The organism is Sphingomonas sp., from assembly GCF_004799495.1.
Classification (GTDB): domain Bacteria; phylum Pseudomonadota; class Alphaproteobacteria; order Sphingomonadales; family Sphingomonadaceae; genus Sphingomonas.
Genome location: NZ_SSMY01000002.1, coordinates 373,265 through 392,499, shown reverse-complemented (window position 1 = coordinate 392,499; position 19,235 = coordinate 373,265). Strand labels below are relative to the sequence as shown.

Sequence of the window (19,235 nt, the reverse complement as noted above, 5' to 3'; positions counted from 1 at the left end):
GACGCGGTTGTTTGGACGGTCTGCCCGCGGAATCATGGCAGAAGCGGGTGATGGTGGACAGGGCTGGATTCGAACCAGCGTACGCTTTCACGGGCAGATTTACAGTCTGCTGCCTTTAACCACTCGGCCACCTGTCCCCAGGTCATCGCCTTCGACAGGCGGGTCGCTCGTGCGAAAGCGAGGGCGCCCAATGCCGAAGCGGCGGCGCGCTGTCAACGCGGGTTCGCCGTGCTTGCGTGAGCACGCGTGCGGCAATAGCGTGCGTGGCGTTCGTCGCTGTCCTCCGGGGAAACCATCCTATGCGCAAATCGCTCCTTGCCGCCGCCGCGGCCATCGCTTTCGCCATTCCCGCCGCGTCGCAATCGAGCGACCTGACGATGACCACGCGGATCATGGACGAGGGGTTCAACCGCAGCCAGGTGATGGTGACAGCAGAATATCTCGCCGACCAGATCGGGCCGCGGCTGACCAATTCGCCGGCGATGCGCAAGGCCGAGGCGTGGACGTCGGGCAAGTTCAGCGAATGGGGCTTGTCGAACGTCCACAAGGAAGGCTTCGAGTTCGGGCGCGGCTGGACGATCGACAGTTCGTCGGTGCGCATGGTCAGCCCGCGTCCGATTCAGCTCACTGCGATCCCGATCGCCTGGACCCCCGGCACCAACGGCGTGGTGAGCGGCGAGGTGGTGGTCGCGCCGATGACGAGCCCGGCCGATTTCGCCAGGTGGCGCGGCAAGCTTCGGGGCAAGGTGGTGTTGGTAACTCGGCCCGATACCGGCTCCGAGCCGGGCGAAGCGCCGTTCAAGCGGCTGAGCGACGACGACATCGCCAAGCTCGACCAGTTCGTCCAGCCGACCTACGACCCCGCCGCCGCCGATCGCGGGATCAAGCGGCTCGGCTTTGCTAAGGCGATGGACGCTTTCCTGCAGGAGGAAGGCGCGGTCGCCTATGCCACCAAGTCGCGGCTCGACGGCAAGCTCGTTCACGGTGAGGGCTATCTGTTCGGGGTCGGCGACACGGTGAAGACCCCGGGGGTCGAGATCGCGGCGGAGGATTACCGCCGGCTCGCGCGGCTCGCGGGGCTCGGTCTCGCGCCGACCGTGTCGATCGATAACCGAGTCACCTTCGACGACAGCGACGTCAACGCCTACGACATCATCGCCGACATCCCGGGAAGCGCGAAGGACGGCAGCTATGTGATGGCCGGCGCGCACCTTGATTCGTGGGTCGCGGGCGACGGCGCGGCGGACAACGGCGCGGGCAGCGCGATGATCATGGAGGCGGCGCGCATCCTGTCGCGGCTCGGCGTCAAGCCGAAGCGCACGATCCGCTTCGCTTTGTGGGCGGGCGAGGAGCAGGGGCTGCTCGGCAGCTTGGCCTATGTCGAAAACCATTTTGCGACGCGCGGCGGGCCCGCCAATGCGACCGGCCTCGCGCGCTACATGGGCTGGGGCAATCGCTGGCCGATCACGACCAAGCCCGAATGGTCGAAGATGGCGGCCTATTTCAACATCGACAACGGGTCGGGGAAGCTGCGCGGCATCTTCGCGGAGAACAACCCGGCGGTGGTGCCGATCTTCAAGGACTGGCTTACCCCGTTCGAATCGATGGGCGCGTCGTCGGTGGTGATCCGCAAGACCGGCGGCACCGACCATGTCTTCATGCAGGCGGTGGGCTTGCCGGGCTTCCAGTTCATCCAGGACCCGCTCGATTACGAAAGCCGCATCCACCACACCTCGGTCGATACGTTCGATCATCTGAAGGGCGACGACATGCGCCAGGCCGCGGTGATCCTGGCGGCGTTCCTGTGGAATGCGGCGAACGGCGACGCGCTGCCGCGCCCGCCGATCCCGACTCAGCCGGTCAAGACCGATCCGTTCGCGTACGGCGACGAATAGGTGAAACGCCGCGGCCATCGCCCGAACCAGGCGTCCGGCAACCGGCCCCGCATCTGGGGCCGGCACCCGGTACTGGCCGCGCTTGCCAACCCGGAGCGGACGGTGCGCAAGATGTGGGCGACGCGCGAGGCGCTGGCCGGGCTCGACATCCCGCCGGTCATCCCGATTACCTTCGCCGATGTCGCCGACCTCGGTCGGCTGGTGCCGAGCGACGCGCCGCATCAGGGGATCGTGATCGAGGTCGAGCCGCTCGAGGATATCTGGCTCGGCGATTTGATCGAACAGGGGATGGGCGAGGGCGATCAGCGTCCGCTACTGGTGCTCGATCAGGTGACCGATCCGCACAATGTCGGCGCGATCCTGCGCTCGGCGGCGGCGTTCGATGCGCTCGGCATCGTGACGCAGGACCGCCACTCGCCGCCCGAAAGCGGGTCGCTGGCGCGCGCGGCGTCGGGCGCGCTGGAGATCGTGCCGTGGGTCCGCGTGGTGAACCTGGCGCGCGCGCTGGAGGAAATCGCCGAGGCCAATTTCTGGCGGATCGGGCTGGCGGGCGAGGCGACCGACACGTTGAGCAAGGCGATCGGCACGGCGCGCGTTGCGCTGGTGCTCGGCGCCGAGGGTGAGGGAATGCGGCACAATACTGCGCAGCATTGCGATCAGCTCGCCCGGCTGCCGATTTCGCCGCGGATGGAAAGCCTCAACGTATCGAACGCCGCCGCGATCGCGCTCTACGCGGTGGCGGCGCGCGAATAGGTCGCCGATCGCCGCCAGTCTTTGACGCCCGTCGCGTCCGTTTATCTTGGCTGCCCGCCGCCCGCCGCGCTCACTTTTCCTTGCGTTCCTCGCCGCGGTTGATTCGCGTGGCGACGCCCTTCAGGAACGCTTGGGGGAGCACGCCGCGCATATCGGGCTCGTCCTTCTTTGGCGCGGGTGCGACCGGTGGCAGCACCTCGATGCCGAAATCACGGCGTTTTCTCTCGAGCGTCTGCCGAAGCTCTTCATCCTTCAACTGCTGGCGATGGTTGGGATGGACGCCCTCTTCGAGCGTTGGCGACAGGATATACGGCGCGATCTTCATTTCGCGGGGCGCGCGCTGGCCCCATTTGGCGATGTCGGTGAGGTTCGATTTCAGAACATCGCCGGCACCACGATGGTCGGGACGCATTTCCTTGGAGTCGGGTTTGAGCCACGGTTCGGCCGGCGGGGATGAGGCGGACAGCTTATTGAGGTCGCGGGTGAACACGCGATAGATGGTCGGTTGCCCGCCGTTGGCCGGCGCAGCGGCGCTCGCTGGTGTTTCGTTGCTGTTTCCCGACGCCGAGCTGCTGCTGCTACTCGCTGCTTCACCGCCCGCCTTGGCCTTGTCCGCTTCTTTCCGGACATTCTCGTTCAGTTTCGCGACGCGATTGTCGGCGAAGTGCTTGGCCGCCTCTTGTTCCGGCGCCTCGACCCCTTCGGTCATGTAGAATCCCGGGCCCAGCTTCGATCCTCGATCGAAATTGGAGGCGTGGCCCGTCGTCACGCCGCCAACCAGGCTGTCGGCGTCGTTCGACGACGCGCCGTGCAACCCGGTCAGCCTGAACTTGCTCATATGGGCGTTCAAGGCCGCGCGAGTCACCGGGCCGCCTTGCACTCGCGTCTGGTCGGCGATCTTGTTCGCCCGCTTGCTGACCGCCGCCATATTGCCGAGATCGCCGAACGACAGGTGGCTGAAGATATGCGCGGCGACATCGGGGTGCTTCATCATCAGGTCGTCCAGCGGATCGCGTTGCGCAATGGCAGCGGGCGCGGCGGGGGCGGGCTCGGCTGTCACAGCCGCCGCCGCCGGCGCGCCGACGCCGGCATGCCAGGCGCGCCTGCCCATCATATCGGCCTCGCGCTCGAGCGTGCGGTCGTCGTTGATCGCCGTGCCATCCAGCCGGGTCGTTGCGCGGACTCGGCCATGCGCCTGCTGGACGAGGTGCCAGGCTTCGTGGGGCAACGATGCTTCCTCGCCCGGCGCGACGTGGATTTCACGGCCGCGCGCGAACGCGCGAGCACCGATTCCCGCCGGGGCCGCGGAGCGGTAATGCACTTTCACGTCGTCGAGCGACACGCCGCCGAGCAACTCCACCCCGCGCTTGAGACGATCGGGGAGGCCGGTTCGATTACGCCCCGCCGACGGATCGACGGCCGGCAGCTCGCCCAGCCGATGCCGCGGCAGGTGGGTCGCGGCAAAAAATTGCCCGACTGGCGCAGCGGCATTCGCTGGCTGGGGCGACATGGGCGGAGCGGGTCTGGACAACCGATCGAACATCGCTTCGCCTTTCGGGCGAGGGTGTCCTGTGAACGCGGGCGATAGTCAAGCAAGCGACGCTCGATCAATCCTCCGCCGCGATCCGCACCTTCAACCCGTCCAGCGCATCGCTGAACTCGATCTGGCACGACAGCCGGCTGGTTTCATCGCGGTCGGCGGACGAATCGAGCAGATCGTTTTCGTCCTCGCTCATTGGGTTCACTTTGGCCGCAAATGCCGGGTCGACATGGACGTGGCACGTAGCACAACTGCAGCACCCGCCGCACAGCGCGAGCACTTCGTCGATCCCGGCGTCGCGGATCACTTCCATCACCGAAAGCCCGGCCTGCCCCGTGATTTCCTGTTCTTCCCCGCCGCGCGTCACGACGATAAGCTTGGGCATGACGTTCCTTTCCGTGCTTCCCGCGCGCCATGCCGCGCCCCGCCCCCGCAATCAAGGTAGCGCATCATGGTGACCACCCCCGACAGCATGCGCGCATCGTGCGACGCGCTCGCCGCGGCCGACCCGGCGTTCGCCAAGGCGATCGAGCGCGCGGGCTACCCCGAACCGCGCGTGCGCGACCGGGGGTACGGCACGCTGCTCCGAACGATCGTCGGGCAGCAGGTGAGCGTGGCGGCGGCCGCGTCGATCTGGTGCAAGCTCGAGGAGCAATGCGGCGATCTCGAAAACCCCGCGAACATCGCCAAGGCGACCGACGAGCGACTCCGCGCCGCCGGCCTGTCGCGGCAGAAGGCGAGCTATGCGCGCAGCCTGGCGGAGGAAGTAACGAGCGGCCGGTTGGACCTCGCCAACCTGCCCGCCGACGACGAGGAAGCGATCGCCAAGCTGATCCAGGTCAAGGGCATCGGCCGCTGGTCGGCGGAAATCTATCTGTTGTTCGCCGAAGGCCGCCCCGACATCTGGCCCGCCGGCGACCTGGCGGTACAGATCGAGATCGGCCGCATCCTGGGCCACGACGACCGCCCGAGCGAAAAGACGATCCGCGAACTGGCCGAGAAATGGCGCCCCCACCGCGGCGCCGCGGCGATCCTGGCGTGGCACCATTACAAGGTCGATATGGAGGTCATCTAGCGCGTTGCGGTCCACACCAAAGTCTTGCAGAACACCGACACGCAGCCCTGCACGTTGAGCTTGCCCCCGTCGCGCGTCACTCGGGCATTGTATTTCTTGCCGCTCTTGGGATCGAGGACACTGCCCTTCCACCCGTCGCCGTCGGGGACCAGACCGGCCAGGATTACGACTCCGATTGCCTGCCGCGCCTTGACCGCCCCGTCGGGACCCGCCGACACCTTGAGCACGCGGACGATCTTGCCGCACAAGGTCGGCCCGCACGGGCCGATCGCGACCACTGCGCTGCCGTCGGCGGTCAACCAGCGGCCGGCGATCGGCTGCGCGGCGAAGGCGGCGGTCGCGCCGACGAGCAGCAACGCTGCGGAGAGATAGCGAATCATCGCCTGCTCATACCGCCGACGGCGCGCCGCGCCAGCCCGTCGCGCGCGGATTGACGCGGGGCGGGCGCGGCCAGCATAGCGGGTGCAACCACGACGCCCGGACGACGGTATCGGGCGGGCACGCTAGCGACAAAAAGGGGAGCCGTTGACGCCACCGCCGACCAGTGACGCGATCCAGCACCACGGTTTCGGCCGGTCGCTGTCCGAAAGCCATGGCACCGTCGCGGTACCGCGGCGCGGGTTCTGGCGCCGCGCGATGGCGTTCGTCGGGCCGGGCTATCTCGTCGCGGTCGGTTATATGGACCCGGGCAATTGGGCGACCGACCTCGCCGGCGGGTCGGCGTTCGGCTATACTTTGCTGTCGGTCGTGCTGTTGTCGAGCCTGATGGCGATCCTGCTCCAGACGCTATCGGCGCGGCTCGGGATCGCGGCGGGCCTCGACCTCGCGCAAGCCTGCCGCAAGCGCTACGGCCGTCCGGTCACGATCGGGCTGTGGCTGTTGTGCGAGCTCGCGATCATCGCGTGCGACCTCGCCGAGGTGCTGGGCACCGCGATCGCGCTCAACCTGCTGTTCGGGCTGCCGCTGCTCGCCGGCGTGCTGATTACCGCGTTCGACGTGATGCTGCTGCTCGCGCTCCAGCATTTCGGGTTCAGGAAGCTCGAGGCGTTCGTCGCGACGTTGCTGTTCGTCATCGCCGGGTGCTTCATCTACGAATTGTGGCTGGCGCGGCCCGACTGGGCGGGCATCGCGGCGGGGTTCGTGCCGACGAGCCGGATCGTGACCAACCCGGCGATGCTGTACATCGCGATCGGCATCCTCGGCGCGACGGTGATGCCGCATAACCTCTACCTCCACTCGTCGGTGGTGCAGACACGCCGGATCGAGGGCGAAGGGAAGCGGAGCGCGATCGCCTTCGCCACCGCCGACACGGTCGTCGCGCTCGGCTTCGCGCTCCTCATCAACGCCGCGATCCTGATCCTGGCCGCCGCCGCCTTCCACACCGCGGGGCGCACCGACGTCGCCGATATCGAGCAAGCGCACCGCTTGTTGTCGCCATTGCTCGGCGCGGGCGCGGCAAGCGTGGTGTTCGCGCTCGCGCTGCTCGCCTCGGGGCAGAATTCGACGATCACCGGCACGCTCGCCGGGCAGATCGTGATGGAAGGGTTCCTCGACATTCGCTTGCCCGCGTGGTTGCGGCGGATGATCACGCGGTCGCTCGCGGTCGTCCCCGCGGCCTTGGTGATCGGGCTGGCTGGCGAGGGGGCGACGACCAACCTGCTCGTGCTCAGCCAGGTAATCCTCAGCTTGCAATTGCCCTTCGCGGTGATCCCGCTGGTCGCCTTCACCAGCGACCGGAAGCTGATGGGCGATTTCGCCAGCCCGCTCGGCCTGCGCATCGCGGCCTGGGGCGTGGCGGCGGCGATCGTGGCGCTTAACGTGACGTTGTTGGTGCGGATCGCAATGGGCTAGGTGATAGCCTGGTGCCCGGCGAAAGGACGACGACCCTGATCAGGATCGCAACCGCGCTGATGGTCCTGGCGATGCTATCCGCCTGCGCCGCCAAACTGCCGTGGACCCCCGAGAACGTGGCGGTGGTCGGCAAGAAATGTGGCCTGGATGGCATTAATGTAAACGACAGCGGCCTTGCAGTCAGCGGCTTGTCTCAAACCGGCAAGGAGCCGCCGGCCGCGAAGAAGATACGCTGCCTCAAACGACGCGTTCGGGTGCCTGCGGATTTCTTCTTTCTATACACATAAGCATTTTCCTACAGACAACCAAATAGGATAAGTGGACCGTTCTCACCTAACCGAAGGAGAACGACCATGGCCATTCTCGACGCGATCGTCGGACCCGTCGCTTCGCTGCTCGACAAGCTGATCCCCGATCCCAAGGCGCGCGACGAGGCAAAGCTCAAGCTGCTCGAATTGCAGGGCAGTCAGGAGATGGAGGCGACCAAGACGCAAATCTCCGCGATCATGGCGGAGGCGCAGTCGGCCGATCCGTGGACCAGCCGCGCGCGGCCGAGCTTCCTCTATGTGATGTACGCGCTCTTGCTCTGGGCGATCCCGATGGGGCTGATCGCCGCCGCGCAGCCGCAGATGGCGAAGGACATCGCCGCCGGCATGAACGCGTACCTCAACGGCATTCCCGAGCCGCTCTACGCGCTCTTCGGCACGGGCTATCTCGGCTACACCGTCGCGCGGCAATGGGGGAAGGCGGCGGGCACCGACAAGTGACGCGTGCGTGCGCGATAGTGTCAACCTAGTGTCAATTTTCGCGTCGCCACGGGTCGGCATCCGTCACTGGACTAGATCCAGAGCCTGTCCCGCGAAGACGGGGGCGGACGTCGGGCTCACGCCCGGCGCCGACCGGCCTTGCGGGACTTGCGACGTAGCTGTGCTACGGCGCGTGCCCGCCGCGGCTAGCTCGCCAGCGCGGCGAGTTGCCCCAGATTAACCGATCCGACCGCGCTCTTCAGCACGTCGATGCTCGGTGCCGATCCCTCGGCCTCGACCACGAAACGCTTGCCGACGAGCACGCTGTACGTGCCCGACTTGCTGCTGTTGTCCCACTCTTCGGTGACCATGTTGCCGTCCTGTAGCGAGGTCTTCTTATAGCCGGTCGCGGTCTGGCTGCTCGAGTTTACGTTCACCAGACCCGCCAGCGCGCCGACCGCGCCGGTGTCGCTGATCTTGAGATGAAAGCTCTGGTCGCCCGCGGCGAACTGCGCGGTCGCGTCGCTGACGTTGACGCCCAGCGCGCCGCCGCCGGTGCTTTCGATGCTGGTCCGGTTCCACCCCGACAAGGAGGCGGGGATGAGGTTCTGCAGCGCCGCCGGGTCGACCGCCTTGGTGCCGGCGCCATTACCGTTCCCGGCGAGCGACGCCTGCATCTTCTCGGTCGATTCCTTGATCGCGGCGGCTTGCGCTTCGAGCTTGCCGGTGTCGATCGTCGTCCCGCCGAACGTGACCGATCCGGTGCCCCCGGGCATCATCGCCGCGCTCGACACGAGCATGTTGGCGGTGATCATCCCGATCACCCAGGCGATGATGAAATAGCATCCGATCGAAACGACGACCGACACGATCGTATAGCCGGCTGCCTTGTCCGCCGCCGTCTTCATAAGGATCGGCAGCCCGACCCACAGCAGATAGAAGCTGTAGAGCCCGACCAGCATGCCGATCGGCGCGAGTGCCGGGATCAGGTTGAGCACCCCCGCGACCCACGCCGCGGTGTACGAATAAGCGGCGACCTTCATCGCCTGATCCTGGTTCTTGGTGCTGCCGAAACTGGGCGCGAGCGCGTCGATGACGAGCGCCAGCACCCACACGCCGGCCAGCGCGCCGACGTAGCTCAGGCCGCTGCTGACCGCCGAATAGACGATGCTCGGGCGGAAATGGACGAGGAGAAATCCGATCCCGAACACCTGCATGCCGATGAAGCTACAGATCGCCGGGATCGCCGCGAGCGGTGCCGCCCAGCGCAGGAACACGCCCTTCGCGGTGTCGGGCTCGGCATCGATCGCCTTCCATTCCTCGGCGGGGCTCATCAGCAGCCGCTTGATCCGCCCGACCATGCCGCCGCCCACCGGCGGTTGCCCGACCGTGTCCTTGGGAAATTCGCTCGCCATCTTTCGCTCCCCTCGTCATGGGGCGACCCGCCCCTTCGGCGAAGGATAGTGCGCCGAGTCGCGGCAAAATAATTGGACGGGCGCGACATTTGGCGTGGCCGTTGCGCTCGCCGCGCAGATGCCTACATCCCCGGCCATGAGCGAAACGAAATGGCACGGCACGACGATCCTGTCGGTGCGCAAGAACGGCAAGGTGGTCGTGATCGGCGACGGCCAGGTCTCCGCCGGGCAGACGGTGATGAAGCCCAATGCGCGCAAGGTGCGGCAATTGGGCGACGGGTCGGTGATCGGCGGGTTCGCCGGCGCGACCGCCGATGCCTTTACCTTGTTCGAGCGGCTCGAGGCCAAGCTGGAGCGCGCCAATGGCCAGCTGATGCGCGCGGCGGTCGAACTCGCCAAGGACTGGCGGACTGACAAATACCTCCGCAACCTGGAGGCGATGATGATCGTCGCCGACAAGGAAGTGACGCTGATCCTGACCGGCAACGGCGACGTGCTGGAGCCCGAGGGCGGCGTCGCGGCGATCGGGTCGGGCGGCAATTACGCGCTCGCCGCCGCGCGCGCGCTGGTCGACTATGAAGACGATGCCGAGACGATCTGTCGCAAGGCGATGGGAATCGCGGGTGAACTCTGCGTCTACACCAACGACCGCCTCACCGTCGAAGCGCTCGACAGCATCACCTGATTTCTTCCGGATCCCGACATGAATGACTCACTGACTCCCAAGGCGATCGTCGCTGCCCTCGACGCGCACATCATTGGCCAGACCGATGCGAAGAAGGCGGTCGCGGTCGCGCTGCGCAACCGCTGGCGGCGGCAGCGGCTCGGCGCCGATCTGCGCGACGAGGTGACGCCCAAGAACATCCTGATGATCGGCCCGACCGGGTGCGGCAAGACCGAGATCAGCCGCCGTCTCGCGAAGCTCGCCGACGCGCCGTTCGTCAAGGTCGAGGCGACCAAGTTCACCGAAGTGGGTTATGTCGGCCGCGACGTCGAACAGATCGCGCGCGACCTGGTCGAGGAAGCGATCCGGCTGGAGAAGGAGCGCCGCCGCGTCGCGGTGAAGGACAAGGCCGAGGAAGCGGCGATGAACCGCCTGCTCGACGCGCTGACCGGCAAGGATTCGTCGACCGCGACGCGCGAGGCGTTCAAGCAGCGCTTCCGCGACGGCGTGCTCGACCAGACCGAGGTCGAGATCGAGCTCGAGGCCGCGCCGCAGATGCCGTTCGACATCCCCGGCGCGGGTGCGCAGATGATCAACCTCGGCGAAATGATGAAGGGCTTTGGCGGGCCGCAGTTAAAGCGCCGCAAGCTCACCGTGCCGATGGCGTGGGACAAGCTCGTCGAAGAAGAGGCCGATAAGCGGCTCGACCAAGACGAGGTCTCGCGCCAGGCGCTGGCCGATGCCGAGGCAAATGGGATCGTGTTTCTCGACGAGATCGACAAGATCGCGGTCAGCGATGTCCGCGGCGGATCGGTCAGTCGCGAGGGCGTCCAGCGCGACCTGCTCCCGCTGATCGAGGGCACGACGGTCGCAACCAAATACGGGCCGATGAAGACTGACCATATCCTGTTCATCGCGAGCGGAGCGTTCCACGTCGCCAAGCCCAGCGACCTGCTCCCCGAGTTACAGGGCCGCCTTCCGATCCGCGTCGAACTCAAGGGGCTGACCGAGGACGATTTCGTCGCGATCCTCAGCGACACCAAGGCGTCGCTGCCCGAGCAGTACAAGGCGCTGATCGGCACCGAGGGGGTCAGCATCGACTTCACCGACGACGGCATCCGCGCGGTCGCCAGGATCGCCGCGGAGGTAAACGGCGCGGTCGAGAATATCGGCGCGCGGCGGCTCCAGACGGTGATGGAGAAGCTGCTCGAAGAAGTGAGCTTCGACGCGGAAGATCGTAGCGGCAGCGCGCTGACGATCGACGCCGCATACGTGGAGGCGCAACTCGCAAGCATCGCGCGCAACACCGACCTCAGCCGGTTTGTGCTGTAGCCAACCCTATTTGCGGTAGGTGGTAAACGATCCCAGTGCGCAGCTGCCGGTCGGGATGTGCGACCCGGCCGAAAAGGTCTGCCCGATATCGCCGCGGCACAGCCGACCGGAATTGGACCGGGTGACCAGATAGTCGCCATGCTCGATGGCTTCGCAGCCGCCGGCCGTGTCGTTGACGTAGACCAGCCCGTTGCTCACGCGATAAACCAGCGTCGGGCCATAGGCCTTGAGCGACGCCGAATTGGTCCGGAACGTGTCCAGGCAGTCGTCGGTGCCCGTGGCGTGGAGCCCGGCGAGCTGCTGGCCGAGCGCGGCGCGGGTCGCTTCCGCATTGGCTTGAGCGCGCGCGGTTTCGGCGGGGGACATCGCGCAGCCGGTTAGCGCCAGCGCGGTGAGAGCGAGAGCGGGAACAAGGATACGCATCGGCGACTCCATCGCATCTCCCCCCCGTGTGGAACACTATAACGCATCAACGCTCAAAAAGCATCCTTTGCCTTGCGGCGCTCGGCGAATTGTTCGGCCGACGATGCGCGCATGAACGGATTGGTCGCGCGCTCCTCGCCGATCGTCGTCGGCACGGTCGGCTCGCCGATCTCGCGCATCCGCTCGACCGCCACCAGTCGGCGCGCGATCTCGTCGTTGTCCGGTTCCGCGACGTGCGCGTAGCGCGCGTTCGACAGCGTGTATTCGTGCGCGCAATAGACCTGCGTCTCGTGGGGTAGTTTGGCGAGCCGCTGAAGGTTCGCGTGCATCTGCTCCGCAGTGCCCTCGAACAGCCGCCCGCATCCCATCGCGAACAATGTGTCCCCCGGGAACAGCGCGGCGTCATCGGCAAAGTGATAGGTGATGTGCCCGGCGGTATGCGCGGGCGTCTCCAGCACCGTCGCGACGTGGTTGCCGAGCGTTACCTGGTCGCCCTCCGCGACCAGCCGGTCGGCGGTCGGGATCTTCGCGGCCTCGGCGGTCGGCGCGATGACGGGGGCGCCGGTTGCGTCCTTGATTGCCTGGTTGCCGCCGGTGTGGTCGGGATGCCAGTGCGTGTTCCAGATCGCCGAGATCGTCCAGCCACGCCGCTCGGCCTCTGCCAGCACCGCGGTCGCCTCGCCGGGATCGACCACCATCGTTTCCTGGCTGTCGGAGTCATGGACCAGCCAGATGTAATTGTCGCTGAACGCGGGAATGCGCACGATCTCGAGGGGCATCAGGCGGTCTCCAGGAGGGCGAGGCTTTCGGCGGCAAGGCGGCGAGTCAGCGCCTCGGCGGGTTCGGGCCGCACGCGCGCTGCGCCGGCCCCGGCCCACAGCGGCGAATAGTCGCCGCGTCCGTCGGCTTCGGCTGCCATGCGTAACGGTGCGAGCGCGGCAGAGGCGTGCGGGAAGGGCGGGGCGGCGTCGTTGACCGGCCCGATCGCGTCGATCAATCGGTTGCGAAAACCGCGCGCGATGCCGCCCGAAAACAGATTGGTGAAGACGGTATCGGTCGCGGTGCCGATCAACGCGCGGTGCGGCGCGCTCGCCAGGCTTTCCGGGCTGGCGAGATAGGCGGTGCCGATTTGCACCGCGCTCGCGCCGGCGGAAAATGCTGCAGCCATGCCCGCAGCATCGGCCACCCCGCCCGCGGCAATTTTGGGGATTGGCACGTCGACGCGGAGCAGTTCGGCAAGCGGAGCCGGACGGTGCCCATCGAGGAACCATCCGGCATGCCCCCCGGCCTCTGCGCCCTGCAGCACGATCGCATCGACCCCGGCATCGGTGAGCCAGCGCATCTCGTCCGGTGAGGTCGCGTTGCCGAACACCAGCGCGCCGCTTGCGCGGACGCGCGCCAGCACGCCAGCGTCGGGCAGCCCGAAATGGAAGCTGACGATCTCCGGCCGCACCGCCTCGACCGCCTCGGCCATCGCCGCATCGAACGGGCGGCGCAGCGGCGGCGGCGGTGTGCCGGGCTCGACTCCCTCTTCCTCGTAAAAAGGCGTCAGTAGTTTCCGCCAGGGGCTATCGTCGGGCGCAGGGGCAAGCGTGTGGCAGAAGAAATTGAGGTTGAGCGGCCCGTCCGCCTCAGCACGCACTTCGGCCGATTGCACGATCACCTGGATCGGCGTCAGCATCGCGCATGGCAGCGACCCGACCGCCCCACCGCGCATCGCCGCCACCGCCAGCGCGACGCCGCTCGCGCCCGCCATCGGCGCTTGAACGATCGGCGCTTCCGCGCCGGTCAGGTCGAGGAACCGCGGGTCGGGCCAGCCGGTCATTACGGCCGCGCGTCGAGCCGCGCCGCGCCCGCCTCGGTCAGCGCTACGAGATCGTGGTCGCGGCGCACCAGCCCAAGGTCGACCGCATCCTCCCACACCGGCAAGCGCGGGCAACTCGTCCGCCACGCGTCCATCACCTCGGCATAGGGTTTCGGCCCGGCCTTCAGCGAGGCGAGCAGGTCGAGCAGCAGCGGGGCGGGCGCGTCCATCACCATTCCCCCGTATTGGGCATCGACGCCCACGGCTCGGCGGGCGCGAGCGGGCCGTCCTTTTGTAGCAATTCGATCGAGATCGCATCGGGGGTGCGGACGAAGGCCATGTGGCCGTCGCGCGGCGGGCGGTTGATCGTCACCCCGGCGTCCATCAGCCGCTGGCACGTCGCGTAGATATCGTCGACGCGGTAGGCGAGGTGGCCGAAATTGCGCCCGCCGGTATAGGTCTCGGCCGATCCGTCTTCCGCGGGCCAGTTGTAGGTCAGCTCGACCTCCGCGCGGCGCTTCTCGCCCAGTTCCGCATTGTCGTCGGGGGTGGCGAGGAAGATCAGCGTGAAGCGGCCCCTCTCGTTGTCGAACCGGCGGATTTCCTTGAGACCGAGCAATTCGAAGAATCTGACCGTCGCATCAGGATCGCTGACCCGGATCATCGTGTGGAGATAGTTCATGCGCGCTCCTCCCGCTGATTGTGGCGGAGATAGGAGCGCGTCCCGGCGGATGCCAGCTATTTGGCGGGCGGTGCTGGTGTCGGCGAGGGCGCGGGCGGTGGGGCATCGAACTGCCCAAGCGCGGCGCGTGCCTGCTGACCCGGCGTACTGGTGGGTGCGAGTTTGACCGCCGTTTCCCAGGCCGTTTTCGCCGCGGTCGCGTCGCCCGCCAGTGCGGCGATGTTGCCCGCCTCCAGTTGCACCGACGCATCGTCGCTCGACAGCTTGAGTGCCTGCGCGATGTCGCTTTGCGCGCGCGGCAGGTCCTTCATCCGCCGCGCGAGCGTCGCCGAGAGTAGCCACGCGAGCGGGTCGTTCGGCGCACTCTCCAGCGCCGAGTCGAGGTCGCCACGCGCCGCCGACGCTTGCCCTGCCGCAACCAACGTCCGCGCGCGGTCGAGCAGCGCCTCGCCCTTGTCCTGCCCCGTCAGCGCCGTCCCCGCGAGCGCGGTGTTGAGCGCGGCATAGGCCTTGACCGGCTCGTTCGCCGCCAGCCACGCATTGCCCGCCTGTGCCCAATAGCGCGCACCGAGCGGATCCTTCGCGGCATCGGCCTCGCGCGCGGCCGCCTCGAACGCGCCCGCCGCGTCGCGCCACCGCTCTTGCTGCGCATAGGCCAGCCCCAGGCACTGTCGCGCCCGCGCGCCGCCGCCCGCCAGCCGGAAGCGCTCCGCCTCGCTCTCGGCGTCCTGCGGATTGCTGGTGGCGAGATCGAGGCACGCCTTGTAGCGCGCGTCGAGCGGGGTCGGGGCGGAAGCGGCGGCTTGCAGCGCGAGCGCTAGGAGAATCATGAAAGCCCTTCAATCGTCCGGATCAGCAGCGCGATGTCCTCGTCGCGCGACAGCCGGTGGTCGCCGTGCTTGACCAGCGTCGCCTGAACATCGCCTGAGCGGATCTGGTGGAGCAGGTGCATGCTGCGGTCGACCGGCACGTCGCGGTCGCCGAGCCCGTGGATCAGCCGCACCGGGCACGAAATCGCGATCGCCGCCGCGGTCATCCGCGACGCCTCGCCCGACTGCCAGAAGCGGCTGGTGAAGACGGTCGGCTGGTCGGCATAGGGCGACGCGCGCTCGATCCGGCCGTTCTGGAGCAGCTTCATCTTCTCTTCCATCGAGAAGCCCCAGTCGGTGAAATCGGCGGCCGCGGCGATCCCGACCAGCGCCGCGACCCTTTCGGGGTGATCGCGCGCCAGCATCAGCGCGATCCACCCGCCCATCGACGACCCGACCAGGATCGCGGGTTCCGAAAAGAGATCGAGCATTTCGAGCGCATCGTCGCGCCAGCCGGTCAGCGTCTGCTCCTCGAAGGCACCTTCGCTCGCGCCACAGCCGGCATAGTCGAAACGGCAAAACGTCCGTCCGCTCGCCTTCGCCCACGTTTCCAGCGCGAGCGCCTTGGCCCCTTCCATGTCGGAGGCATAGCCGGGGAGGAAGAGGACCGGCGGCCCCTTGCCGACGGTCAGGTGATAGGCGAGCGCGGGGCGGAGAGTGTCGGTCATGATCCGCGCGCCTGTATCAACTCCGTCACCCCCGCGAAAGCGGGCCCCATCTCCCCAACCGCGCCTCTTGCGGCAACGGCGGGAGATGGATCCCCGCCTTCGCGGGGATGACGGCACAATGTTTAGCTCGCCAGAAACGCGTCCAGCGCCTTGGCGAACGCCTCGGGCTGGTCGAGCATTACGAAATGCGCGGCGTCGCCGATGTCGACATAGGTCATGTGCGGCGCGGCGGCATACGCGGCCTTGTACAGCGTATCGGCGATCGGCTTGGTCGGGCGCGCGTCGTTCCACGGATAGACGATCGTCATCGGCGTCTTGATGCCCGCCATGTCGGCGCGCAGGTCGGTCTGGAGATCCTCGTACATCGCCTCGCCCGACACGCGCGGATCGGCGGCGGCCATCCATCCCTTGACTAGCTCGCGGCTGCCCGGCTTCAGCGCGAGCGCGTTGGCGACGCCTTCGACGTTCGCCGCATCGGCGGGCTTGCCGTAGCCCGCGATCATCTTGTCGCGCATCATCGCGGCTTGCGGCTGGACCATCGCGGTGGTCGCGGTCGGCCCGAACAGCATGCCGTAGAAGGGCAGCGAGTCGACGATCATCAGCTTACCGACGTCGCCCGGGTGCGCCTTCGCCAGCATCATGCCGAGCAGCCCGCCCATCGAATGCCCGACCACCGCCGCGCCCTGTAGCTTGTTCTTGACGATATAGGCGTCGAGGTCGGCGACCACGCCGTCGAGGATTCCGGGCTTCAGGTTCGCACCCGCATCGTCGCCGCTGAACCCGTTGACCTGCACCAGGATCACGCGGTGCGTCTTGGCGAGATTCGGCGCGGCACCGTCCCACACCGCGCGCGGGCTCGACAGGCCGGGGATCAGGATGACGGGCGATCCCTTGCCCATCGCGACGATCGAGATGTGATCCATCCGGACCTCGGCGGCCGTGGCGGCGGCGGCGGCGGGAGCAAGCGGCCGGCCGTGCGATTCGTGCGCGATAAAACAGGCGAACAACGCAACGGCGATGGGGAACATGCGGTTCATGGTCAGATTTCCTTCGATGGGCTGGTGAAGACGTCTTCGATGGCGAGCGCGAACAGCTCGGCGATCTTGAAGGCGAGGGGGAGCGAGGGGTCGTAGCGGCCCGTCTCGATCGCGTTGACGCTCTGGCGCGACACGTCGAGCGCGGCGGCGAGGTCGCCCTGGCTCCAATTGCGCTCGGCGCGCAGGACCTTGAGGCGGTTATTCACTCGCCCCTCCCGCTGGTCAGCCGGTTGGCGCACGCCCCGAACCCGAGTCCGCCAAACCACAGCACCGCGATATAATAGGATTCGACGTGTGGGACGAGATCGAAGCTTTCGAGGAAGCCCCAGATCGTCGCGGCGCTCAATGCGAACCCGCTCGCCCACAACGTCTGGCGGGCCATCATCACGCGCAAATATTCATCCTGCTCCTCGACCAGATAAAATCCGATCGACGCGAAGATGCCGACGATCGCCAGCCCCGGCAGCAGCGCCGCGAGCCAAGCCAACGGACCAGCGATCAAGTGATGCTTGAAACTATACACCGCGGTCAGCAGCGACACGCCGTAGACCAGGCTGAGGACGAGCACTCGAACGTTGTACCGCTGCGTCGCCACACTGTGTGCCATGTAAAGGCTCCTTTCGAATCAGTGAAGGGAGCTTTACAGTAAAGGAAACTTGTCTGTCAAGCGGGCTTTCCACTTTTCCGTCTTGAACTGGTGAGCGGGCGGGCGCATCACCGGCGCGCTCTTTCGGGCATAAAGGAGTTGGATGATGCGCACGTTGTTTCTCGCTCTCGCCATGGTTTCGCTGTCCGCCACGCCGTCGCTCGCCGCGCCGTGCAAGGACGCCAAGGGCAAGTTCGTCAAATGTCCGGATAAGAAGCCGCCCGCGGCGACTCGCTGCAAGGATGCCAAGGGCAAGTTCATGAAGTGCCCCGACAAGAAGCCCGCCGCGCCGGTGAAGTGCAAGGACGCCAAGGGCAAGTTTGCCAAATGCGGCACGCCGGGCGCCAAGCCGGCCTGATCGGCATCACGTGACATGAAGGGCGGGCCGCGGCTCGCCCCTTTTCGTTTAGCGCGCGGCGATTTGCGCGAGAATGTCGCCGGCGACCTGGCTCAGCGTGTCGTCGCGCGCGCCCATCACGATCGCGCGGTCGCCGCTTTCCGCGAGTGCCGCGATGGTCGCCGCCGCCTCGGCGCGGTCGGCGATGTGGCGCGCGTCGCAGCCGCGCGCGGCGAGATCGGCGACGATGTCCGCGCTCGCCACCTCGCGCGCGACCGTCCCGCCATAATAGGCCGGGTCGGGCAACACGAGCACATCGCCCGGCTTGAGACCGCGCGCGAACGCATCGACGAGTTCTCGGCGCATGACCTTGAGCGGCCCGTAGCCGTGCGGCTGGAACAGCACGAGCAGCCGCCCGGGAAAGGCATGGAGCGTGGCGAGCGTCGCGGCGATCTTGTCGGGGTTGTGCCCGAAATCGTCGAGCACGGTCACGCCCTGCGTCTCGCCTACGAGATCGAAGCGGCGGCGTAGGCCCGTGAACCCGCCGATCGCGATCGCGGCTTCGTCGAGCGCGACTCCGGCGCAGCGCGCCGCGGCAATCGCGGCGAGCGCGTTGGAGATGTTATGGCGCCCCGGCACCTGGAGCTCGACCGGCATCGACTCGTGGCCCTTGACCGCCAGCGTGAAACTCGCGCCGAACGGTCGTTCCTGGATATCGCGCGCGCTGAACTCGGCATCGATGTCGAGCCCGAACCCGATCACCTGGCGCTTCGGCAGCGTCCCCGCCAGCGCCGCGCCGTCGGGATTGTCGAGGTTGATCACCGCCAGTTCGGCCTTGGCGATGAAGTCGCCGAACAGCTGGTTGAGTTCCTCCAGGCTCTTGTGGTCGAGACTGACGTTGTTGAGCACGGCGACGCGCGGGCTGAACAGCGCGATCGATCCGTCGCTCTCGTCGACTTCGCTGACGAACGCGTCGCCGCTACCGACCAGGGCGCTCGCGAACGGCGCGTTGGGGGTGGCGAAATTCTTCATCACCGCGCCGTTCATCACCGTCGGGTCGCGGTCGGTCGCGCGCAGGATCCAGCCGATCATGCCGGTGACCGTCGACTTGCCGCTGGTCCCGGCGACGCCGATCGGCATTGTCGACACGTTGAACAGATCAGCGAGCATCTCCGCGCGCGTGCGGCGCTCGCAGCCCAACCGTTCGGCGGCGACCATGTCAGGCACCGTGGCCTCGATCGCCGCGGAGGCGATGACGACCTGATCGGGTGATACGATCCCGCTGCCGTCCTGCGGGTAAAGCGCCACGCCGAGGTCGCGGAGATAATCGAACTTGGCGGGCAACCGCGCCTGGTCGAGGCTGCGATCAGACCCCGCAACGCTCGCCCCACGCACCGCCAGGATCATCGCCAGCGGCATCATTCCGGACCCGCCAATCCCGACGAAGAAATGCGGACGGCCGATCGGATCGGTAGGGTTGGCGTTATCCATCGGCTGG

Annotated in this window: 24 protein-coding genes and 1 tRNA gene; 9 read left to right on the top strand and 16 right to left on the bottom strand. The window is 67.2% G+C overall.

Annotation, left to right across the window (positions count from 1 at the left end; all coding sequences use genetic code 11):
• Positions 1-51 precede the first annotated feature (51 nt).
• Positions 52-137 (bottom strand) — tRNA-Tyr (locus E7773_RS03225).
• Positions 138-299: 162 nt separating this feature from the next.
• On the opposite strand from E7773_RS03225, the gene E7773_RS03220 reads away from it, so the two are divergent.
• Both E7773_RS03220 and rlmB read left to right on the top strand, forming a co-directional pair.
• On the top strand, positions 300-1,895 hold the full coding sequence (locus E7773_RS03220; RefSeq protein WP_293988049.1) for a M20/M25/M40 family metallo-hydrolase: 1,596 nt from the start codon (positions 300-302) through the stop codon (positions 1,893-1,895).
• Entirely contained in the window at positions 1,896-2,648 is a 753-nt protein-coding gene (gene rlmB, locus E7773_RS03215) for a 23S rRNA (guanosine(2251)-2'-O)-methyltransferase RlmB (protein ID WP_293988046.1), read from the top strand.
• A gap of 70 nt (positions 2,649-2,718) precedes the next feature.
• Here the strand turns inward: rlmB and E7773_RS03210 are convergent, their stop codons facing one another.
• Positions 2,719-4,158: a DUF4157 domain-containing protein gene (locus E7773_RS03210; RefSeq protein ID WP_293988043.1), complete on the bottom strand. Its 1,440-nt coding sequence runs from the start codon at positions 4,156-4,158 to the stop codon at positions 2,719-2,721.
• 97 nt (positions 4,159-4,255) lie between these two features.
• Positions 4,256-4,573, bottom strand: a complete 318-nt coding sequence (locus E7773_RS03205; RefSeq protein WP_293988040.1) for a 2Fe-2S iron-sulfur cluster-binding protein — start codon at positions 4,571-4,573, stop codon at positions 4,256-4,258.
• A gap of 66 nt (positions 4,574-4,639) precedes the next feature.
• Between E7773_RS03205 and E7773_RS03200 the strand changes: the two genes are divergently transcribed.
• Entirely contained in the window at positions 4,640-5,263 is a 624-nt protein-coding gene (locus tag E7773_RS03200) for a DNA-3-methyladenine glycosylase 2 family protein (protein WP_293988037.1), read from the top strand.
• Here the strand turns inward: E7773_RS03200 and E7773_RS03195 are convergent.
• A complete protein-coding gene (locus tag E7773_RS03195) occupies positions 5,260-5,643 on the bottom strand; it encodes a DUF2147 domain-containing protein (RefSeq protein WP_293988034.1) in 384 nt (127 codons plus the stop codon). The two genes, E7773_RS03200 and E7773_RS03195, sit on opposite strands and share 4 nt — an antisense overlap.
• Before the next feature lie 145 nt (positions 5,644-5,788).
• Here E7773_RS03195 and E7773_RS03190 point away from each other — a divergent pair, with 145 nt between their 5' ends.
• The 3 genes from E7773_RS03190 to E7773_RS03180 all read left to right on the top strand — a co-directional run bounded on the left by E7773_RS03190 (position 5,789) and on the right by E7773_RS03180 (position 7,881).
• Entirely contained in the window at positions 5,789-7,114 is a 1,326-nt protein-coding gene (locus E7773_RS03190) for an Nramp family divalent metal transporter (protein WP_293988031.1), read from the top strand.
• Positions 7,115-7,125: 11 nt separating this feature from the next.
• Complete coding sequence (locus tag E7773_RS03185) at positions 7,126-7,401, top strand: hypothetical protein (RefSeq protein ID WP_293988028.1); 276 nt, start codon at positions 7,126-7,128, stop codon at positions 7,399-7,401.
• A gap of 66 nt (positions 7,402-7,467) precedes the next feature.
• Entirely contained in the window at positions 7,468-7,881 is a 414-nt protein-coding gene (locus tag E7773_RS03180) for a holin family protein (protein ID WP_293988025.1), read from the top strand.
• A 185-nt stretch (positions 7,882-8,066) separates the two neighbouring features.
• Here E7773_RS03180 and E7773_RS03175 read toward each other — a convergent pair whose 3' ends face one another.
• Entirely contained in the window at positions 8,067-9,275 is a 1,209-nt protein-coding gene (locus E7773_RS03175) for a Yip1 family protein (RefSeq protein WP_293988022.1), read from the bottom strand.
• 136 nt (positions 9,276-9,411) lie between these two features.
• Here E7773_RS03175 and hslV point away from each other — a divergent pair, with 136 nt between their 5' ends.
• Both hslV and hslU read left to right on the top strand, forming a co-directional pair.
• Positions 9,412-9,960 (top strand): ATP-dependent protease subunit HslV, encoded by a 549-nt coding sequence (gene hslV, locus E7773_RS03170; protein WP_293988019.1) that lies wholly within the window; start codon positions 9,412-9,414, stop codon positions 9,958-9,960.
• Between the two features lie 18 nt (positions 9,961-9,978).
• Entirely contained in the window at positions 9,979-11,271 is a 1,293-nt protein-coding gene (hslU, locus tag E7773_RS03165; protein WP_293988016.1) for an ATP-dependent protease ATPase subunit HslU, read from the top strand.
• Positions 11,272-11,277: 6 nt separating this feature from the next.
• On the opposite strand, the gene E7773_RS03160 is transcribed toward hslU, so the two are convergent.
• From E7773_RS03160 to E7773_RS03115, 10 genes are all read right to left on the bottom strand, one after another.
• The gene (locus E7773_RS03160) at positions 11,278-11,694 is read right to left on the bottom strand and encodes a hypothetical protein (RefSeq protein ID WP_293988013.1); all 417 of its coding nucleotides are present in this window, start codon (positions 11,692-11,694) and stop codon (positions 11,278-11,280) included.
• Positions 11,695-11,747: 53 nt separating this feature from the next.
• Positions 11,748-12,473, bottom strand: a complete 726-nt coding sequence (gene gloB, locus E7773_RS03155; RefSeq protein WP_293988012.1) for a hydroxyacylglutathione hydrolase — start codon at positions 12,471-12,473, stop codon at positions 11,748-11,750.
• The gene (locus E7773_RS03150) at positions 12,473-13,519 is read right to left on the bottom strand and encodes a nitronate monooxygenase (protein WP_293988009.1); all 1,047 of its coding nucleotides are present in this window, start codon (positions 13,517-13,519) and stop codon (positions 12,473-12,475) included. The genes gloB and E7773_RS03150 overlap by 1 nt, the downstream gene beginning before the upstream one ends.
• A complete protein-coding gene (locus E7773_RS03145; protein ID WP_293988006.1) occupies positions 13,519-13,728 on the bottom strand; it encodes a hypothetical protein in 210 nt (69 codons plus the stop codon). The genes E7773_RS03150 and E7773_RS03145 overlap by 1 nt, the downstream gene beginning before the upstream one ends.
• Positions 13,728-14,180 (bottom strand): VOC family protein, encoded by a 453-nt coding sequence (locus tag E7773_RS03140; protein WP_293988003.1) that lies wholly within the window; start codon positions 14,178-14,180, stop codon positions 13,728-13,730. The genes E7773_RS03145 and E7773_RS03140 overlap by 1 nt, the downstream gene beginning before the upstream one ends.
• Positions 14,181-14,236: 56 nt before the next feature.
• Entirely contained in the window at positions 14,237-15,010 is a 774-nt protein-coding gene (locus tag E7773_RS03135) for a tetratricopeptide repeat protein (RefSeq protein WP_293988001.1), read from the bottom strand.
• Positions 15,007-15,717: an alpha/beta hydrolase gene (locus E7773_RS03130; protein ID WP_293987998.1), complete on the bottom strand. Its 711-nt coding sequence runs from the start codon at positions 15,715-15,717 to the stop codon at positions 15,007-15,009. The genes E7773_RS03135 and E7773_RS03130 overlap by 4 nt, the downstream gene beginning before the upstream one ends.
• A gap of 122 nt (positions 15,718-15,839) precedes the next feature.
• Positions 15,840-16,754, bottom strand: coding sequence for an alpha/beta hydrolase (locus E7773_RS03125; RefSeq protein WP_293987995.1), 915 nt, complete (start codon positions 16,752-16,754; stop codon positions 15,840-15,842).
• Positions 16,755-16,756: 2 nt separating this feature from the next.
• Positions 16,757-16,960 carry a helix-turn-helix transcriptional regulator gene (locus tag E7773_RS03120; protein WP_293987992.1) on the bottom strand — a complete coding sequence of 68 codons (204 nt, stop codon included), beginning with the start codon at positions 16,958-16,960 and terminating at the stop codon, positions 16,757-16,759.
• Complete coding sequence (locus E7773_RS03115) at positions 16,957-17,361, bottom strand: hypothetical protein (RefSeq protein WP_293987989.1); 405 nt, start codon at positions 17,359-17,361, stop codon at positions 16,957-16,959. Before E7773_RS03115 ends, E7773_RS03120 begins: the two co-directional genes overlap by 4 nt.
• Positions 17,362-17,506: 145 nt before the next feature.
• Here E7773_RS03115 and E7773_RS03110 point away from each other — a divergent pair, with 145 nt between their 5' ends.
• Positions 17,507-17,758: a hypothetical protein gene (locus E7773_RS03110; RefSeq protein ID WP_293987986.1), complete on the top strand. Its 252-nt coding sequence runs from the start codon at positions 17,507-17,509 to the stop codon at positions 17,756-17,758.
• Positions 17,759-17,806: 48 nt separating this feature from the next.
• Here the strand turns inward: E7773_RS03110 and E7773_RS03105 are convergent, their stop codons facing one another.
• Positions 17,807-19,228 (bottom strand): Mur ligase family protein, encoded by a 1,422-nt coding sequence (locus tag E7773_RS03105; protein WP_293987983.1) that lies wholly within the window; start codon positions 19,226-19,228, stop codon positions 17,807-17,809.
• Positions 19,229-19,235 lie beyond the last annotated feature (7 nt).

Bases quoted from the DNA above. Each gene is read 5' to 3' on its own strand.
- E7773_RS03220 (WP_293988049.1), top strand. From the start codon at position 300: ATGCGCAAATCGCTCCTTGCCGCCGCCGCGGCCATCGCTTTCGCCATT.
- E7773_RS03210 (WP_293988043.1), bottom strand. From the start codon at position 4,158: ATGTCGCCCCAGCCAGCGAATGCCGCTGCGCCAGTCGGGCAATTTTTT.
- E7773_RS03205 (WP_293988040.1), bottom strand. From the start codon at position 4,573: ATGCCCAAGCTTATCGTCGTGACGCGCGGCGGGGAAGAACAGGAAATC.
- E7773_RS03200 (WP_293988037.1), top strand. From the start codon at position 4,640: ATGGTGACCACCCCCGACAGCATGCGCGCATCGTGCGACGCGCTCGCC.
- E7773_RS03195 (WP_293988034.1), bottom strand. From the start codon at position 5,643: ATGATTCGCTATCTCTCCGCAGCGTTGCTGCTCGTCGGCGCGACCGCC.
- E7773_RS03180 (WP_293988025.1), top strand. From the start codon at position 7,468: ATGGCCATTCTCGACGCGATCGTCGGACCCGTCGCTTCGCTGCTCGAC.
- E7773_RS03175 (WP_293988022.1), bottom strand. From the start codon at position 9,275: ATGGCGAGCGAATTTCCCAAGGACACGGTCGGGCAACCGCCGGTGGGC.
- hslV (WP_293988019.1), top strand. From the start codon at position 9,412: ATGAGCGAAACGAAATGGCACGGCACGACGATCCTGTCGGTGCGCAAG.
- hslU (WP_293988016.1), top strand. From the start codon at position 9,979: ATGAATGACTCACTGACTCCCAAGGCGATCGTCGCTGCCCTCGACGCG.
- E7773_RS03160 (WP_293988013.1), bottom strand. From the start codon at position 11,694: ATGCGTATCCTTGTTCCCGCTCTCGCTCTCACCGCGCTGGCGCTAACC.
- gloB (WP_293988012.1), bottom strand. From the start codon at position 12,473: ATGCCCCTCGAGATCGTGCGCATTCCCGCGTTCAGCGACAATTACATC.
- E7773_RS03150 (WP_293988009.1), bottom strand. From the start codon at position 13,519: ATGACCGGCTGGCCCGACCCGCGGTTCCTCGACCTGACCGGCGCGGAA.
- E7773_RS03145 (WP_293988006.1), bottom strand. From the start codon at position 13,728: ATGGACGCGCCCGCCCCGCTGCTGCTCGACCTGCTCGCCTCGCTGAAG.
- E7773_RS03140 (WP_293988003.1), bottom strand. From the start codon at position 14,180: ATGAACTATCTCCACACGATGATCCGGGTCAGCGATCCTGATGCGACG.
- E7773_RS03135 (WP_293988001.1), bottom strand. From the start codon at position 15,010: ATGATTCTCCTAGCGCTCGCGCTGCAAGCCGCCGCTTCCGCCCCGACC.
- E7773_RS03130 (WP_293987998.1), bottom strand. From the start codon at position 15,717: ATGACCGACACTCTCCGCCCCGCGCTCGCCTATCACCTGACCGTCGGC.
- E7773_RS03125 (WP_293987995.1), bottom strand. From the start codon at position 16,754: ATGAACCGCATGTTCCCCATCGCCGTTGCGTTGTTCGCCTGTTTTATC.
- E7773_RS03115 (WP_293987989.1), bottom strand. From the start codon at position 17,361: ATGGCACACAGTGTGGCGACGCAGCGGTACAACGTTCGAGTGCTCGTC.
- E7773_RS03110 (WP_293987986.1), top strand. From the start codon at position 17,507: ATGCGCACGTTGTTTCTCGCTCTCGCCATGGTTTCGCTGTCCGCCACG.
- E7773_RS03105 (WP_293987983.1), bottom strand. From the start codon at position 19,228: ATGGATAACGCCAACCCTACCGATCCGATCGGCCGTCCGCATTTCTTC.